Origin of the sequence: Pseudobutyrivibrio xylanivorans (assembly GCF_010906925.1) — a bacterium.
Classification (GTDB): Bacteria; Bacillota; Clostridia; order Lachnospirales; family Lachnospiraceae; genus Pseudobutyrivibrio.
Window position 1 is genome coordinate 832,286 of the sequence record NZ_VTVE01000001.1, and the last position, 16,524, is coordinate 848,809.

The 16,524-nt window shown below is 36.9% G+C and carries 12 protein-coding genes; all 12 read left to right on the forward strand.

Annotated elements, in window-relative coordinates:
* The first annotated feature begins 103 nt into the window (after positions 1-103).
* The 12 genes from F0Q01_RS03910 (at position 104) to F0Q01_RS03965 (ending at position 16,511) form a co-directional block, all read left to right on the forward strand.
* On the forward strand, positions 104-4,546 hold the full coding sequence (locus tag F0Q01_RS03910; protein ID WP_090486451.1) for a PolC-type DNA polymerase III: 4,443 nt from the start codon (positions 104-106) through the stop codon (positions 4,544-4,546).
* A gap of 24 nt (positions 4,547-4,570) precedes the next feature.
* Complete coding sequence (locus F0Q01_RS03915) at positions 4,571-5,584, forward strand: DUF5050 domain-containing protein (protein ID WP_090486454.1); 1,014 nt, start codon at positions 4,571-4,573, stop codon at positions 5,582-5,584.
* Positions 5,585-5,591: 7 nt separating this feature from the next.
* Positions 5,592-6,728, forward strand: a complete 1,137-nt coding sequence (pheA, locus tag F0Q01_RS03920; RefSeq protein WP_090486457.1) for a prephenate dehydratase — start codon at positions 5,592-5,594, stop codon at positions 6,726-6,728.
* 20 nt (positions 6,729-6,748) lie between these two features.
* On the forward strand, positions 6,749-8,266 hold the full coding sequence (locus tag F0Q01_RS03925) for a hypothetical protein (RefSeq protein WP_090486459.1): 1,518 nt from the start codon (positions 6,749-6,751) through the stop codon (positions 8,264-8,266).
* 12 nt (positions 8,267-8,278) lie between these two features.
* Complete coding sequence (locus tag F0Q01_RS03930) at positions 8,279-10,444, forward strand: RNA degradosome polyphosphate kinase (protein ID WP_090486462.1); 2,166 nt, start codon at positions 8,279-8,281, stop codon at positions 10,442-10,444.
* The gene (locus tag F0Q01_RS03935) at positions 10,437-11,258 is read left to right on the forward strand and encodes a Cof-type HAD-IIB family hydrolase (protein ID WP_163927136.1); all 822 of its coding nucleotides are present in this window, start codon (positions 10,437-10,439) and stop codon (positions 11,256-11,258) included. Before F0Q01_RS03930 ends, F0Q01_RS03935 begins: the two co-directional genes overlap by 8 nt.
* 212 nt (positions 11,259-11,470) lie before the next feature.
* Positions 11,471-11,968 carry a translation initiation factor IF-3 gene (gene infC, locus F0Q01_RS03940; protein ID WP_028236329.1) on the forward strand — a complete coding sequence of 166 codons (498 nt, stop codon included), beginning with the start codon at positions 11,471-11,473 and terminating at the stop codon, positions 11,966-11,968.
* Positions 11,969-11,986: 18 nt separating this feature from the next.
* Complete coding sequence (gene rpmI / locus F0Q01_RS03945) at positions 11,987-12,184, forward strand: 50S ribosomal protein L35 (RefSeq protein WP_028236330.1); 198 nt, start codon at positions 11,987-11,989, stop codon at positions 12,182-12,184.
* Positions 12,185-12,225: 41 nt separating this feature from the next.
* Entirely contained in the window at positions 12,226-12,585 is a 360-nt protein-coding gene (rplT, locus tag F0Q01_RS03950) for a 50S ribosomal protein L20 (protein WP_090150863.1), read from the forward strand.
* Positions 12,586-12,840: 255 nt separating this feature from the next.
* Positions 12,841-13,080, forward strand: coding sequence for a hypothetical protein (locus F0Q01_RS03955; protein WP_090486468.1), 240 nt, complete (start codon positions 12,841-12,843; stop codon positions 13,078-13,080).
* A gap of 78 nt (positions 13,081-13,158) precedes the next feature.
* Positions 13,159-15,300: a GH3 family domain-containing protein gene (locus tag F0Q01_RS03960; protein ID WP_090486471.1), complete on the forward strand. Its 2,142-nt coding sequence runs from the start codon at positions 13,159-13,161 to the stop codon at positions 15,298-15,300.
* A gap of 20 nt (positions 15,301-15,320) precedes the next feature.
* Complete coding sequence (locus F0Q01_RS03965; protein WP_090486476.1) at positions 15,321-16,511, forward strand: acyltransferase family protein; 1,191 nt, start codon at positions 15,321-15,323, stop codon at positions 16,509-16,511.
* The last annotated feature ends 13 nt before the right edge of the window (positions 16,512-16,524 follow it).

Below are 16,524 nucleotides of genomic sequence, written 5' to 3' on the forward strand. Positions count from 1 at the left end.
AGTTCACAAGCTCTTAGGTTTCTTAAGTGAATCGTTTTAGATGAGCGTAGAAACCCTAAGGCTTGTGAACGTAACCACCGGACTTCAACTTGGAGAATGATTTATGGACCAAATGGGATTCTTTGAAGTTTTCCCTAATATGAATACGGAGAGTGACTTAAGTACAGCTCTTAGTGATGCCACAATCACTAAGGTAAGTACAGGGCGCTCTAAAGACGATATTCGTATATACGTTACTTTCAATACATTGATTCCAAAGCGCCGAATCTGGCATTTGGAAAAGTCTATTAAAAAACAGTTTTTCCCTAACAACGGAGTTACAATTCGTATATTCGAAGATTTTGACTTGTCTAGTCAGTATACTCCATCCAATCTTTTAAGTTCATACAACGATAGCATTTTAGAGGAGCTTGAGGAGAAGAGTGCTCTTCTTTTTAACATATATAAAAAGGCCGATTTGGATTTCCCAGAGAATGGTCATTTGACAGTTACCATAGAGGATACGTTAATAGGCAAGGAAAAGGAGCAGGAGCTTCACGATATGCTTTCTGCTATTTTAAATAGTCGTTGCCATCTAAATATGCCTATTGATTTTGAATACAAGGCACCTAAAAAGAGCAAATATCTTCAAAATGCTCAGATGGAAATTGAAAACAAGATTGCTGCTATCAATGCTCGTACTGCAGGTGCAGGACAGCAATCTGCTCCAGAAGAAAAAGAAGAGGCTAAACCTAAGCCTGAGGGCAAGAAATCTAAGGAAGAGCCTAAATCAGAAGAGCCTGAGAAGAAATTTGTTAGACCACTTACTAAATCTGATGACCCAGATATTATTATGGGTAATGAGATTGTTGAAAATGCAACTCCTATGGAGGAGATTAATGGAGAGTTACTTGGACCAATTGTTATTCGTGGTCAGCTTACAGCTCTTGAATTTAGAGAGACTAAAAAGGGTGGCTACTTTGGTTCTGGTTCCATGACTGATTTTACAGATTCAATTTCTGTAAAGTTCTGGTTTGCTGACTTGGATCAGGGGAAGGAGTTTGAATCGCTATTTAAGGTAGGCGGATTCTACAAGGTTTCAGGTAAGCTGGATGATGACCAGTTTTCTAAGGAGCTTACTGTTGGCCGTATTAATGCAGTTCAAAAGATAAAAGATTTCAGAGTCGTTAGAACTGATACGGCTGTTGAAAAAAGAGTTGAGCTTCATTGCCATACAAAGATGTCTGAGTTTGATGGTGTATCTGAGATTACATCTATTATTTCACGTGCTAAGGATTGGGGACACAAGGCGCTTGCTATTACAGACCATGGTGTGGTTCAGGCATTCTGTGATGCGGATCATATGAAGGGCCTTGGAGATTTCAAGGTTATTTATGGCTGTGAGATTTATCTTGTGGATGATACCAAGCTCATTGTTACCAATGACAAGGGGCAGAGCCTTCAGGATGAGTATGTTGTATTCGATATTGAGACAACTGGATTTAACCCTCGAAGCTGCAAGATTATCGAGATTGGCGCCGTAAAGATTGTTAATGGCGAGATAGTTGATAGATTTTCTGAGTTTGTTAATCCTCAGGTTCCAATTCCATATCGTATTACAGAGCTTACATCAATAAAGGATGAGATGGTCGAAAATGCTCCTACTATTGAGGAGATTCTTCCAAAGTTTATGGAATTCTGCAAGGGTACTGTGCTTGTTGCTCACAATGCAGGATTTGATACAGGATTCATCAAATATAACTGTAAAAAGCTTGGATTAGACTATGATTACACCCATGTAGATACAGTTGAGGTGGCGAGATATTTGCATCCTCATATGGCAAGATTTAATCTAGATGCTGTCTGCAAGGCTGAGAATCTTGTTAATGAGCATCATCATAGAGCTGTCGATGATGCAGAGGTTACTGCAAAAATCTGGAAGAAGTTCATAGAGAAGCTTGAAAACGAAAAGATTTATACTCTTACAGAGCTTAACGACCACAGCAAGCCAGGTCCAGAGCAGATTAAAAAGATGCGTGCTCATCATTGTATTGTACTTGCTAAAAATGATTTAGGACGTATTAATCTTTATAGATTGGTTTCAGAGTCTCATCTTAATTATTTCTCTAGATATCCTAGAGTGCCTAAGTCTCTCCTTACAGAGTGCAGAGAGGGACTTATAATAGGTTCTGCTTGTGAGGCAGGTGAGCTGTATGGTGCTATCATAGATGGTCGAGATGATTCTGAGATTGCTCGTATTGCAAATTACTATGATTATCTTGAAATACAGCCTGTAGGTAACAACGAATTCATGATTCGCTCAGACAAATATGAGGACATTAATTCTGTTAAGGACTTACAGGAGATTAATAAGCAGATAGTAGCCTTAGGTGAAGAGTTTAATAAGCCTGTAGTAGCTACTTGTGATGTGCATTTCCTTGATCCAGAGGACGAAGTATATCGTCGTATCATTATGGCCAATAAGGGCTTTGATGATGCTGATCAGCAGGCTCCACTTTATCTACATTCTACCGATGAGATGCTTGAGGAGTTTGCATACCTTGGACTTGCAAAGTCTCATGAGGTAGTTATTGAAAATACAAATAAGATTGCGGATATGTGCGAGTACATTCATCCAGTACGACCTGATAAGTGTCCTCCTGTAATCGAACACTCAGAAGAGGATTTGCGCCGTATTTGTGAGACTAGAGCTCATGAGGTATATGGCCCAGAGCTTCCTGAGATAGTTTCTGCCAGACTTGAAAGAGAGCTTAACTCTATCATTGGTAATGGATATTCCGTTATGTATATTATCGCTCAGAAGCTTGTTTGGAAGTCAAATGAGGATGGATATCTAGTAGGTTCCCGTGGTTCCGTTGGATCATCATTTGCAGCCACAATGGCCGGTATTACAGAGGTTAATCCATTGCCTCCACACTATAGATGTCCTAATTGTTTCTATGTGGATTTTGACGGACCAGAAGTAAAGGAAATAGTAAATCAGGGTCTATCAGGAGTGGATATGCCTGATAAGATTTGTCCTAACTGTGGCAAGCCACTTGCCAAGGATGGATTTGATATTCCGTTTGAGACATTCCTTGGTTTCAAGGGAGATAAGGAGCCTGATATCGATTTGAACTTCTCAAATGAATATCAGTCAAAGGCTCATAAATATACTGAGGTTATTTTCGGTGAGGGCCAGACATTTAAGGCCGGTACTGTATCTACTCTTGCAGATAAAAATGCCGTTGGATATGTTTTGAAATACTTTGAGAAGCGCGATATGAGAAAGCGTCGTGCTGAAAATGAGCGTATTGCAAAGGGCATTGAAGGGGTTAAATCTACTACTGGTCAGCATCCTGGTGGTGTAGTTGTTCTTCCAAATGGTGAGGATATTTACTCATTTACACCGGTGCAGCACCCTGCAAATAAGGATACAGATATTGTAACCACACACTTTGATTACCATAAAATCGATGCCAACCTTCTGAAGCTTGATATCTTAGGTCACTTGGATCCTACAATGATTAAGCGACTTGAAGATTTGACAGGAATAGATGCCACTACAATTCCTTTTGATGATAAGGGGGTTATGTCATTGTTCCAGAGCACTGAGGCTCTTGGTATTACTCCTGATGATATTATGGGCACTCCACTTGGAACACTTGGTATACCAGAGTTCGGTACTGATTTTGCCATGCAGATGCTTGTTGAGGCCAAGCCAAAGTATTTTACTGACTTGGTTCGAATAGCAGGTCTTGCCCATGGTACTGATGTATGGCTTGGAAATGCTCAGGATCTTATTCTAAGCGGCGTAGCCACTATCACAGAGGCTATATGTACTCGAGATGATATTATGGTTTATTTGATTCACAAGGGACTTGATCCAGCTGAATCATTTACAATTATGGAGCGAGTGCGAAAGGGTATTGTAGCTAAGGGCAAATGTGATGAATGGCCTACTTATAAGCAGCACATGCAAGAGCATGGTGTACCTGATTGGTATATTGGTTCCTGCGAGAAGATTAAATACATGTTCCCTAAGGCCCATGCTGCAGCATATGTTATGATGGCTTGGCGAGTAGCATATTGTAAGATTAATTATCCTTTGGCATACTATGCAGCTTTCTTCTCAATTAGAGCAGGTGGTTTTGATTATGAGAAATGTTGTATGGGTAAGGCCAGATGTGAGGCAGAGATTAAAAACTTAAAATCTCAGTCAGATTTATCTGCAACAGACAAGGATGTGCTTATAGCACTTCGTCTTGTTCAGGAAATGTATGCCCGCGGATTTGAATTTTTACCTATGGACCTATACCAATCTGACTCAAGATACTTTAAAATAGTAAATGGAAAGATACTTCCTCCGTTCAACTCACTTCCAGGAATGGGTGACAAGGCTGCAGAGCAGTTACAGATTGCTGCATCTCAAGGCAAGTTCCTGTCGCTGGATGATATTAAGGACAGAGGAAAGGTTTCACAGACAATACTTGATACAATGGTTGAGCTAGGCATTATCACAGATTTGCCTCAGTCTAACCAGCTTTCAATTTTTGACTTTACTTAATCTTTTCAAGGGGAGGGCTGTACAATGAAGGTACTACGAAGGGTTATTGTAATTTTAGTTGTTTTAGGTATTGCAGGTGGTTTAGCATATTACAAATACATTAACACCGTTACTCGGTTTAATGAGCCAGGGACCAATGGTAACACCGTTGGTAATCTCTATGGCAATGGTCTGTTCTGCGAATATGATGGAGTGGTATATTTTGCTAATCCTAACGACGGAAGTAGACTTTATAAGATGAATCCAGACGAGAGTGATATTGATATTGTAAATGGCGATTCAGTTTATTTTTTAAATTCTGATGAGCACTATGTTTATTACAGTAGAAATAAAAGTAACTCTAGTTATGGTGGCTTTGACGTCAATGCGAACAGCTTGTGCCGCATGGCTAAGCGCAATGGTAAGATAGTTCTTCTTGATGTTGATGACTGCAATGCATGTTCATTAGCCGGCAACAGAATTGTTTACTATCATTATGATCCTGAGGAGGCTACCACTCTTTACATAGTTGGCATTGATGGTAAGGACAAGCAGCAGCTTTCAGATTCATCTATTGATCCTAGATGTATGGTGGGAGAAAAGCTATATTACTCTGGAGTAGAGCATGATCATAATCTTCATGCCATGAATCTTGATACTAAGGATTCTTCATTTGTTTCAGATAAGAATCTTTGGATGCCTATGATAATTGGCGATACACTTTATTACATGAATCTTGATGACAAGGAAAGAGTATATAGCGCACCTTTATCTGGTGGTGATGGTACTATGGTTACTCAGTATGGTACATCAGGTTATAATATTTCAGGCAATTACCTATACTATCAATCTATAAAAGGCAATCCAGACGGACTGTACCGTGTAGATTTGACATCTGGTGCTGAAGTATTATTGGCAGAGGGACAGTATAATAATATTAATATTACCAGCGAATATGTTTATTTCGCAGACTTTTTTTCAGGAACTACATTCCATGTTAAAAATGGAGGAACACAGGTAGGAATATTTGATCCACCGATAATTGAACTCAAAGAATAGGAGCAACATGAGAGACTTAGCGGACATTAGAGAAGAAATCGATTCAGTAGACAAGGGAATTTTAGAACTATTTTTAAAGCGTATGGAACTTGCTTGTCAGGTGGCTGAATACAAGATTTCTACAGGCAAAAAGGTTTACGACAAAAAGCGTGAGGAGGAAAAGCTGGATAAATTATCATCATTTGTATCAGATGATTTTTATGTTCAGGCAGTTCGCGAGTTATATACTCAGATAATGTCTATCAGCCGTAAAAAGCAGTTTGCTATTTTACGTGACAATGGATTTAGCTTTGATTCTGGATTTAAGAGAGTTGATGATTTTGATTTTTCTGATTCTATAGTATGCTTTCAGGGTGTTGAGGGAGCCTATTCTCAGATAGCGATGGATGAGTTTTTTAAAGGTAAGATGAAATCCAGCTTTCATGTAGATGCCTGGCGAGATGCAATGGAGGCCATTGTCAATGGTGAGGCTGACTATGCAGTACTTCCAATTGAGAACAGTCTTGCAGGCTCTATAGAAGAGAATTTTGATTTACTTTCTGAATACAATGTTGCAATTGTAGGTGAGCAGATTTTAAAAGTTGAGCATGCTCTTCTTGGTCTTAAGGGTGCCAAAATAGAAGATATCAAAACTGTATATTCTCACGCAAAGGCTATTGCCCAGTGTGATGAGTATATTCGCACTCAGCATATGGATTGGGATGTTAAAAACCTCCATAACACTGCGGCTAGTGCTAGGAAGATTCGAGATGATCAGGATATTACACAGGCAGCTATCGGCAGCATTTTAAATTGCAAACTTTATGACCTTGAGGTTTTAGAGGAGAGCATTCAAGACAATAAAGAAAACGAAACTAGATTTATTATTGTTTCAAAGGATAAAAAGTACAAGGCTACAGCATCTCATATTACCCTTTGCTTTGAGATTCCTCATGAGCCAGGTAGCCTCTATAGAGTATTATCAAATCTCATGTTCAATGGAATAAATATGAATAGAATTGAGTCTAGACCAATTAAGGGGGTTAATTGGCAATATAGATTCTTTATAGATATCGATGGCAATCTCAATGATGAGGCCGTTTTAAATGTCCTTACAGGACTTCAAGAGGAGTGTGTTAGCCTTAGGGTTTTGGGAAATTATTAATAATTATTGTGGGGGTTTAAATGAAATTATTTGCTAGCATTTATATTGGGACTTATGAGACCACTCTAAAGGTTTTTGAGGTGGTTAAGCAAAAGGGTGCAAAGACAATAGATGTTCAGAAGATTCAGTCAGATATTATCAAGGATATCCTTAGCAAGGGGATGATTCTGCCTGAGACAGTTGACAAACTATGTCGTATTTTAAATGATATGAAGCGCACTATAGAGGGATATAAGGTAGACGCTTTTTCTGTAGTAGCAGGTCCTAATATTCGCCAGGCGTCTAATGATTTAGTGGTTCTTGAGCAGATTAAAATGCGCACGGGATTTAGCCCTATAGTTCTGTCCAACTCTGAGCAGAGATTTTTAGGATATCAGGCTGTGGCATCCACAGAAAATTTTGATGAATTAATCAGCGACTCCGCCGTACTTGTAGATGTAGGTGGAGTTTCTTTGCAAATTACCCTTTTCTCAAAGGGTAAGATTATCACTACTCAGCATCTTTCTTTGGGTACAGTTTCTATCAACGAAAATTTAAGAAAGCTTGGTTCTACTTCAGGCAATTCATTGGAGCAGACTTATGAGATGATGTATAAAGAGCTGGATGTTTTTAAGACTATGTTTCTTAGAGATATTGAGCCTAAGTACATGATTCTTTTTGGCGTTCAGGTAAATAGTATTACAGAGCGTATATCTAGTTTTTCATCTAAGAGTATAAAAACAGAAGAGTATCTTGATTGTTTAAATAAAATTAATAGACAGTACATTAAGAGATTTGATGATAGCAATGATATCTATCTTGATAATGAAAATGTAATTGAGCCTGTAGTAATGCTTTATAAGGCATTGGCTGAGACTCTCAATCCGGCGATGGTATTTGCCCCAGGTGTATCTGTAGCTGAGGGCATGATGTACAACCATAGCTATCAAAAGAAATGGCTAGTTTCAAAGCATGATTTTGATAATGATATCATCACTGCAGCATGGTCAATTGCCAAGCGATATGGCAGTTATCAGCCTCATCTCAAGGCACTTTATCGACTCTCTGGGGAGATATTTGATGCCATGAAAAAATACCATGGACTTACAAAGCGCCATAGGGTATTGATGGAATGTATTGCCATCTTACATGATTGCGGCAAGTACATTAGTCTTGCGGAGGCCTCTAGTTGTTCATACACCATAATTATGGCATCAGAGATATTGGGACTGACTCATAAGGAACGAGAGCTTATTGCAAGTACTGTAGAGTTTAATCGCAAGCCAGTGGAGCCTTATGACAATATGTCAGATAGATTTACTCAGGATGAGTATTTAACTATTTTAAAGCTCCTTGCAATCCTAAAGGTTGCAAATGCCCTTGATAGATCACATAAGCAGAAAATAAAAAATGTATCTATGAAAGTAAAGGACAATGAGCTTGTAATTAATATCGAGGCTAATAGTTCTCTTGCTCTTGAAAAGGGTCTTTTTACTAAAAATGCTAGTTATTTTCAGGAAATATTTGGTATCAAACCAGTGCTTAGAGAAAAGCAGTAAATAGGTGGGATTATGAAGACAAAGGTTAATATTTCAGACTTTAAGAATTTTGATAATAGAGAATTAAGCTGGTTAAAATTTGAGCAGCGTGTTTTAAACGAGGCCACCAACAAGGAGCTTCCAATTTTGGAACGCCTAAAATTTGTCTCTATTACATCTTCGAATTTAGATGAGTTTTTTATGGTAAGGGTTGCCTCTTTGAAGGATATGGAGCATGCAGGCTACACTAAGCCAGATATAGCAGGCATGACACCTACGGAGCAGCTTGTTTTAATTAATGAGAAAACGAGAGAGCTTGTTGATTTTCAGTATAGTACCTTCAGTCGCAGTCTTATGCCTATATTAAAGGAAAAAGGCATTCTTATTTACGATAAATATGAGGATTTAAATGCTGAACAGCTTAAGTATGTTGATTCATTTTTTATGAGTCAGGTGTATCCGGTACTTACACCTATGGCATTCGATGCATCAAGACCATTTCCTCTTATTAGGAATAAGTCATTAAATATTGCAGCCTTAATTGAAAAGAAAAAGGATGCACTTGTAGCTGGCTCTAATAATGATGATGTTGAGTTCGCAACAGTTCAGGTGCCTTCTGTTCTTCCAAGATTTATATCCCTTCCTTCTGACGAGGGCAAGCATGATTGCTTTATTCTTTTAGAGCAGATTATTGAACGCAACATGGATAAGCTGTTTTTAAACTACAATGTTGTGGCAGCATCTCCTTATCGTATTATGCGTAATGCTGACTTTTCTATTGATGAGGAGGGGGCAGAGGATTTACTTCGCGAGATTGAAAAGCAGATTAAATCTCGCCAATGGGGCGAGGTTATTCGCCTTGAGGTGGAGTCCTCAATTAACAAAAAGCTTCTTGCTATTTTGAAAAAGAACCTAGGGGTAAATGAAATTGATATCTACAAAATAAAGGGACCTATTGATTTGACATTCCTTATGAAGCTATACGGAATAGAAGGTCATAGTGAACTTAGGTCCCCTAGTTTTAAGCCACAGGACAACCCGAGGCTTAAGCCAGGAGAGAAGATATTTGATGAAATAAAAAAAGGAGATATTCTTTTACATCATCCTTATGAGACCTTTGATCCAGTTGTGGATTTTATAGCTCAAGCAGCTTTTGATCCGCAGGTATTGGCAATAAAGCAGACACTTTATCGCGTCAGTGGTAATTCACCTATTATTGCAAGCCTTGCCCACGCTGCTGAAAATGGCAAGCAGGTTACTGTATTAGTTGAACTTAAGGCTAGATTTGATGAGGAAAATAATATTATCTGGGCTAAGAAGCTTGAAAAGGCTGGATGCCATGTTATCTACGGCTTGGTTGGTCTAAAGACACATTGTAAGATAGCCCTTGTTGTTCGTAGAGAAGAGGATGGTATTAAGCGATATGTACACCTTGGCACTGGAAATTACAACGATTCAACTGCCAAGCTTTATACTGACTGTGGAATGCTCACTTGTCAGGATTCCTATGGAGAGGATGCAACTGCTGTATTCAATATGCTTTCTGGCTATTCTGAGCCTGCTGCTTGGAACAAGCTTGTAGTGGCACCACTTTGGCTTAGAGATACATTTGTTGCTTTGATTAACAGAGAGATTGCGCATGCTAAGGATGGAAAAGAGGCTGCTATTATTGCCAAAATGAATTCCCTATGCGACAAAGAGATAATAGAAAAGCTTTATGAGGCAAGTAATGCAGGAGTTAAAATCCAACTTATAGTTAGAGGCATTTGCTGTCTTAAGACTGGTATTCCTGGTGTAAGTGAAAATATTAAGGTTACATCTATTGTGGGAACATACCTAGAGCATGCCCGTATCTTTTATTTCTATAACAATGGTGCAGAAAATATTTATATGGGTTCTGCAGATTGGATGCCTCGAAATCTTGATAGAAGAGTTGAGATTATTTTCCCTGTTGAGGATCAGGTTTTAAAGGCAAAGGTAAAACATATTTTAGATGTACAACTGGCTGATACACTTAAGGCTTACGAGATGACAGATGAGGCAAATTATGTTAAAGTAAAACCTCAAAGAGGTAAGAAGCCTGTGGGTGCACAGGATACATTCTGTAAAGAGGCTAAAAAGATTAATGAGCAAGAGATAAACTTCTACCAAAGTAGGACGTTTATCCCTCGACTTGCCAATGAGGTTTTTGATGAATAATACAAAATTACTTGCTGTGGACATGGATGGAACACTTTTTGATGATGACAAAAACATCTCAAAAGAAAATCTTAATGCTATTACAAAGATGCTAGATCAAGGCAATGTATTTGCATTTAATACTGGTAGACCTAATAATGCACTGAAGAGAATTCTATCTATATACGATGAGTTCAAGCGCGATAATGTATATATGCTTGGATATCAGGGTGTAGTAGGTACTGAGATGAATAGCGATAAGGTGCTGTTTGAAGATTGTATCGATAATGATACAGCACTAGAGCTTGTTACTGAGATTCTAAAGGCTGACCTTACATGCCTAGTATTTGACAATGGATGCATATATACTTTCAATGAGAATTACTTTATAGAGAGCTATAAGCAGGTTTCTAGAGAATCATTGTTTTACATTACAGATATCAATACCCTAAAGGGGAAAAATATCACTAAAATCATGGCTATTGAATATGATAAGCCAGAGCGTCTAGAGCAGTTTAGAGTTGCTCATGCCAGTCAATTTGATGATAGATATGACAATTTCTTTTCCCATTACGCTTTTCTTGAATATGTTAAGAAAGGCACTGGCAAGGGCAATGGTGTTAGAGAGCTGGCAAAGCAGCTTAACATTTCTCTTTCTAATGTCATCGCCTGTGGTGATGAGGAAAATGATATTAGCATGGTTGAGATAGCAGGCGTTGGTGTTGCTATGGCCAATGCTAGAAAAGAACTTAAGGATGCTGCTGATTATGTTACTGTAAATGACAACAATCACAGCGGAATAGCAGAGGTTATCAATAAATTTATATTGAACTAATTTTGTAAAAAATGTTGACGGTGACGGATTTATATGTTAAATTATCACTGTTGTGAAAACAAAGTAGAGTATCCACTCTCACCTTAGCACGTATGAGTACTGTGACTTGGGTCTTATATTTCACACAAACCTTGTTTGTGATGATTTATGGTGGATATTCTGTATCCACTATTTTTTTTATATTTTTTGGAGGTAGTACCATTAGCGATTTAATGATTAATGAGCAGATTCGCGACAAAGAAGTTCGTGTTATTGGCTCAGATGGGGAACAGCTTGGCATCATGTCAGCGCGCGAGGCGCAGAAACTTGCAGACGACGAGGGATTAGATCTCGTCAAGATTTCACCAAAGGCTAATCCACCTGTGTGCAAAATTGTTGATTACGGTAAGTTCCGTTATGAGCAGGCACGCAAGGAAAAGGAAGCTAAGAAAAAGCAGCACGTTGTTGAAGTTAAAGAGATTCGTATGTCTCCAAACATCGATGCTAATGATATGAACACAAAGGTTAACGCAGCTAAGAAGTTCATCTCTAAGGGCGACAAGGTTAAGGTAACACTTCGTTTCCGTGGCCGTGAGATGGCTCATATGCAGTCCTCTAAGCACATTCTTGATGATTTTGCTGAGGCACTTGCTGAGGTTGCAGTAGTGGAAAAGGCACCTAAGATTGAAGGACGTAGTATGTCATTGGTGCTTACAGAAAAGAAATCTTAAATTCAGGAGGAAATTATCATGCCAAAGATGAAGACAAGAAGAGCAGCTGCAAAGCGCTTTAAGGTAACAGGAACAGGAAAGCTTAAGAGAAATAAGGCATACAAGAGCCATATCTTAACCAAGAAGACTACAAAGAGAAAGAGAAATCTTCGTCAGTCTGCAATCGTTGATTCAACAAATGTAAAGAACATGAAGAAAGTACTTCCATATCTTTAAGATTGGTTGTTAATTATTAGTTTGGTTAGGAGGAATTTAAAATGGCAAGAGTTAAAGGCGGATTAAACGCTAAGAAAAGACACAATAGAACATTAAAGTTAGCAAAGGGTTACAGAGGCGCTAGAAGCAAGCAGTATCGTGTTGCAAAGCAGTCAGTTATGCGTGCCCTTACATCATCATACGCTGGTAGAAAGCAGAAGAAGAGACAGTTCAGACAGCTCTGGATCGCTCGTATCAATGCTGCAGCTCGTATCAATGGACTTTCATACTCTAAGTTCATGTATGGTCTTAAGCTCGCTGGTGTTGAGATGAACAGAAAGATGCTCGCTGAGCTCGCTGTTAACGATGCTGAAGGTTTTGCAAAGCTTGTTGATGTTGCAAAGTCTAAGGTAGCAGCTTAATTAATTTAAGAATTTGAAGGAGTCTTGGTTATCCAAGACTCTTTTTTTATTTGTGGGATGATTTTAGATTACTAAAATTTTTCTTAAGCTAAAGACATAATAATGCAATGTATGCGTAATATATACGAAATATACAATTCATATTTAACATAATAATTGTGAACAAACTGTGAACTGCAAGAATTTTCAAAAAAGAGTATGATATAATGCAAATCGTTGCTTAATACACTGTTACTTGAATTGGGGCATTTACTTATGAGACTTGAATTTATAGTTCCTGTTATTTTAATTAAAAATACTGAATATGCAGTAGAGAAGGTGTCTTATTTTGATGCCTCTCTTAAAGATGGTAGTGCGGTTAATTATAGCTTGATCTTTAAAGGAGCTATTTGCCGCACTATCTTTTTATTTATTTCTATAGTTCACAAAAATCATATTAACAAAGTACGTTTTCCGCCCCCAGTTTATGAATATACTCGGTGTATTGGCTACTAATTATTTATTCTGGAGAAATCCGGTTACTTTAGGAGAAAATATATGAAGTTAAATTAGAAAAGTTGAAAGGGAGAGTTTATGAGAGAATACATTATTTCAGTTATTACGCCATTTCATAATGTAGATTTTAAAATGTTTAATTGCTGTATTCACAGCATGTTGAAACAAACAATAGGCTTTGACAATATTGAATGGATAATTGCCTTACATAACTGCGATCAAGAGCATATTGATTATGCAAAAAAGAAATTAAGTAAATACGAAAACGTCATTTTAAAGGAAGTAAACAACGACAGTAGAACACCTTCTAGTCCAAGAAATGTAGGCCTTGATCTTGCAACTTCAGATTATGTGGCTTTTCTAGATGGAGATGATAAGTTTAGAGAAGATGCTTTGGAGAAGATTATTTATTATTTCAAAAAAAGCAATTCTCAGATACTTGTATTTCGTAGAGAGTTTGAACTTGAACATCCAGATATGCTGGCACTATCTGAGACTGTTACTTGGGATACAACTAGAGAAATGATCATCGTTGACATGAATGATTCTGTTGATAATAGAAACTATAACAGTTTCCCATTTTTTGTGACGAATAGAGCCTTTAAAAGAGATTTTTTAAATGAAAATCATATTAGATTTGATGAAGATATTGATAATGCAGAGGATTGCTATTTTAATCTTCAGACCATTCACTTGGCTGATAAAATGTGTTTCTTACCTCAGTTAATAGGATACACATATTACATTAATTCAAAATCAATTCTAAGTAGTGATAAGTCTGATGAAGATATACTTCATATGCTCAGAAATTCAACAAGAATAATTGATGATGCACTAGATTATGGATTGTACGTTAACAATATTATTTTGGCACTTGGCTTTGTTATGAGTCGATATTTATCTGAACCATCGGTAAAAATGGAGACTAGACAAATTGTTAAGGAAACATTTGAGCCATATCTTAAAATGACTACGCCTATTCCAGCAGGAAGATTTATGGAACCATTTAGAACAATGATGAATATCCTTCCCTTTGAAATATTGCTTAACACCAAGAGATTTGAAAATCAAAGTTCGATTCAAAATGGATATGATGTTTTAGCGGGAATTTTAAAGGAAAATGAAAATACTCATTTTGGTAGTCGCTATCATTTTGAAGATATTCTTTCGATTAGAGGATATCAATCACAAGTACCTATTGAGAGCCTTGAGACATATCAGCCAATGGTCGATGCTGAGAAGAGTATAGGTGACATTAACATCTATGCAAGTAAAAAACCAAGCTGGTATACAAAGCTAATAAATGGAATGTATATGCCTGTATCTGAAAAGCAAGCGATAGGTTATGCTGATGCATTTCAGAATGTTCTTAAGGGAAATAATATATTAGTTTTTTCTGAGGCAGATAATCCTATAGTCCGCTTTAACAATGGAGTGCTTGGCAGTACTATTTCTGGAATTACTTTAGATGGCTATTACAGAAAATATAGATATACACTTTCTGAGCTTACAAGAAAATTTGTTATTCCTCGTGAAATTTATTATCAGATTGATGAAAACGCAGAGGACAATCCTGAATTTGAAATGGCAAGAAAATATTTATTCATCCTTATGAGTGTCAAAAATAAGGATGTGGATCAAATTGTATTGTTTGGTGCCACAGATTTTAAGAATTTTCAGGATGATATATATAAATTTTTACCAGAATTAATTGAGGATATTGAAACAGGAAAACTGCATAAGGATTATGGATTTAATGATGCAGTAAAGCAATATTTGGCATTGCATCTAAAGCGTAATCCTAAGAGGGCAAATGAATTGAGAGAACTATATTCCACTAAGGAAAAAGTTGCCCTTACAGATATATGGAAAAAATTAAAAGATATTACTCTTATTGATGATCAGCCTACTTCAAAAAAAGTTCAAGAATGCTCTGGTATTAAAATTCATAAAGCGATGGTTATTAGTGAGGAGGGCATTATTGGTACCGCTTCAAAAGAAGATGGTTGTTATGTTTTAAATAGAGACAATAAGTTTTACGAATTTATTCATTATGAGGATAATGACTCCCAAATCATTTTATCCGATGAACTTAAACCGGGAGATGTTGTGCGTCCGGTGATTACCAGTGATGCAGGGCTATATAGAGTACCTCTTCGTTTTAAGATTAAAATTAGTGATATTGAAGAGGGGAATATTATTTTTAAGGATTGCGTATAAAAAGAAAAGAGGAGAAAGAAATGGCAGTTAGAAAAAGATTTGACGCACTACAAACTTTACGATTTTTATTGTTTTTAGTTGTTTTTGGTGAACACAGTGGGTTTTATAGACTTATAGGAGTACCAATTTTCTTTGAGATTTCTATAATGAGTGTTTTCTTGATGATGTCAGGATTTTTAATGTTTTATACATATTCAGAAAGAGAATTATCAATAAATCCTGTTGATAACGTTAAGTTTTCTATTGGAAAGATTAAAAAATTATATCCTCTCCATGTGGAAACAGCTTTAATTCAACTTGCATTTGTAATATTTTTCTTTTTTGATTATTTCAAAACAAATCCAGAGGGATTTGGATATTTTTCATTTAGAGTTGGTGTCAATTTAGCATTATTACAGGCATGGGTTCCAAACTTAGAGGAATATACATTCTTTTTGAATGGTCCTTCATGGTTTCTTTCAGTTATGCTCTTTGCATATTTTTTGTTCCCATATATTGTAAAGCTGCTAAAAAAACTTAAAACAATTAGAAATGGCGTAATCGCTGCTGTTTTATTGTTTGCAATTTCTTTTATTGTAACAATTCTTGTGGGTTCAAAAACTGGATATTTGGATAGTGAGTTCTTTATCTGGTTTACAATGAATTCACCAATAATGAGAACAACCGATTTTATCCTAGGATGTATTATTGGATTTATATATGTTGAAAGAAGAAAGACTGCAGATATTGATGCTAAACCATATTCTAAGGGATTATGGACCTTCTACGAAATTATGTCATTTCTATTATTGCAAGTGTTTAGCGTATTCATTGTAGCTGGCGTATATCTGGTTGCTGGTGATATTGGTATTGCATTAGCTTATTGTACAGTAGGATTACCTTGTTTAATTGGCTTGCCAATTTTGCTTGTCTGCATCTATGGAAGAGGCTATATGTCTAAGCTATTTTCATGGAAACCACTTGTATATCTGGGTGATATTTCTATGTATACATACTTAATCCATTATATTTATACACAGCTTTGGGCTTATCTCCAGGATTATGTATTTGGAATTGATAAATCAGATCCTAGAAATATCTATATAGTACCTGTTGAATTTGTGCTTACTATTGGCACAGCTATTTTATATGACAAGTTCAGAAAAAAGAGGGCTGCAGCTGCAAAGGCAAAAGTAGTACGAACAATTGAGGGGCAAGTTGAAGGGGCTTAATAATGAAAATACT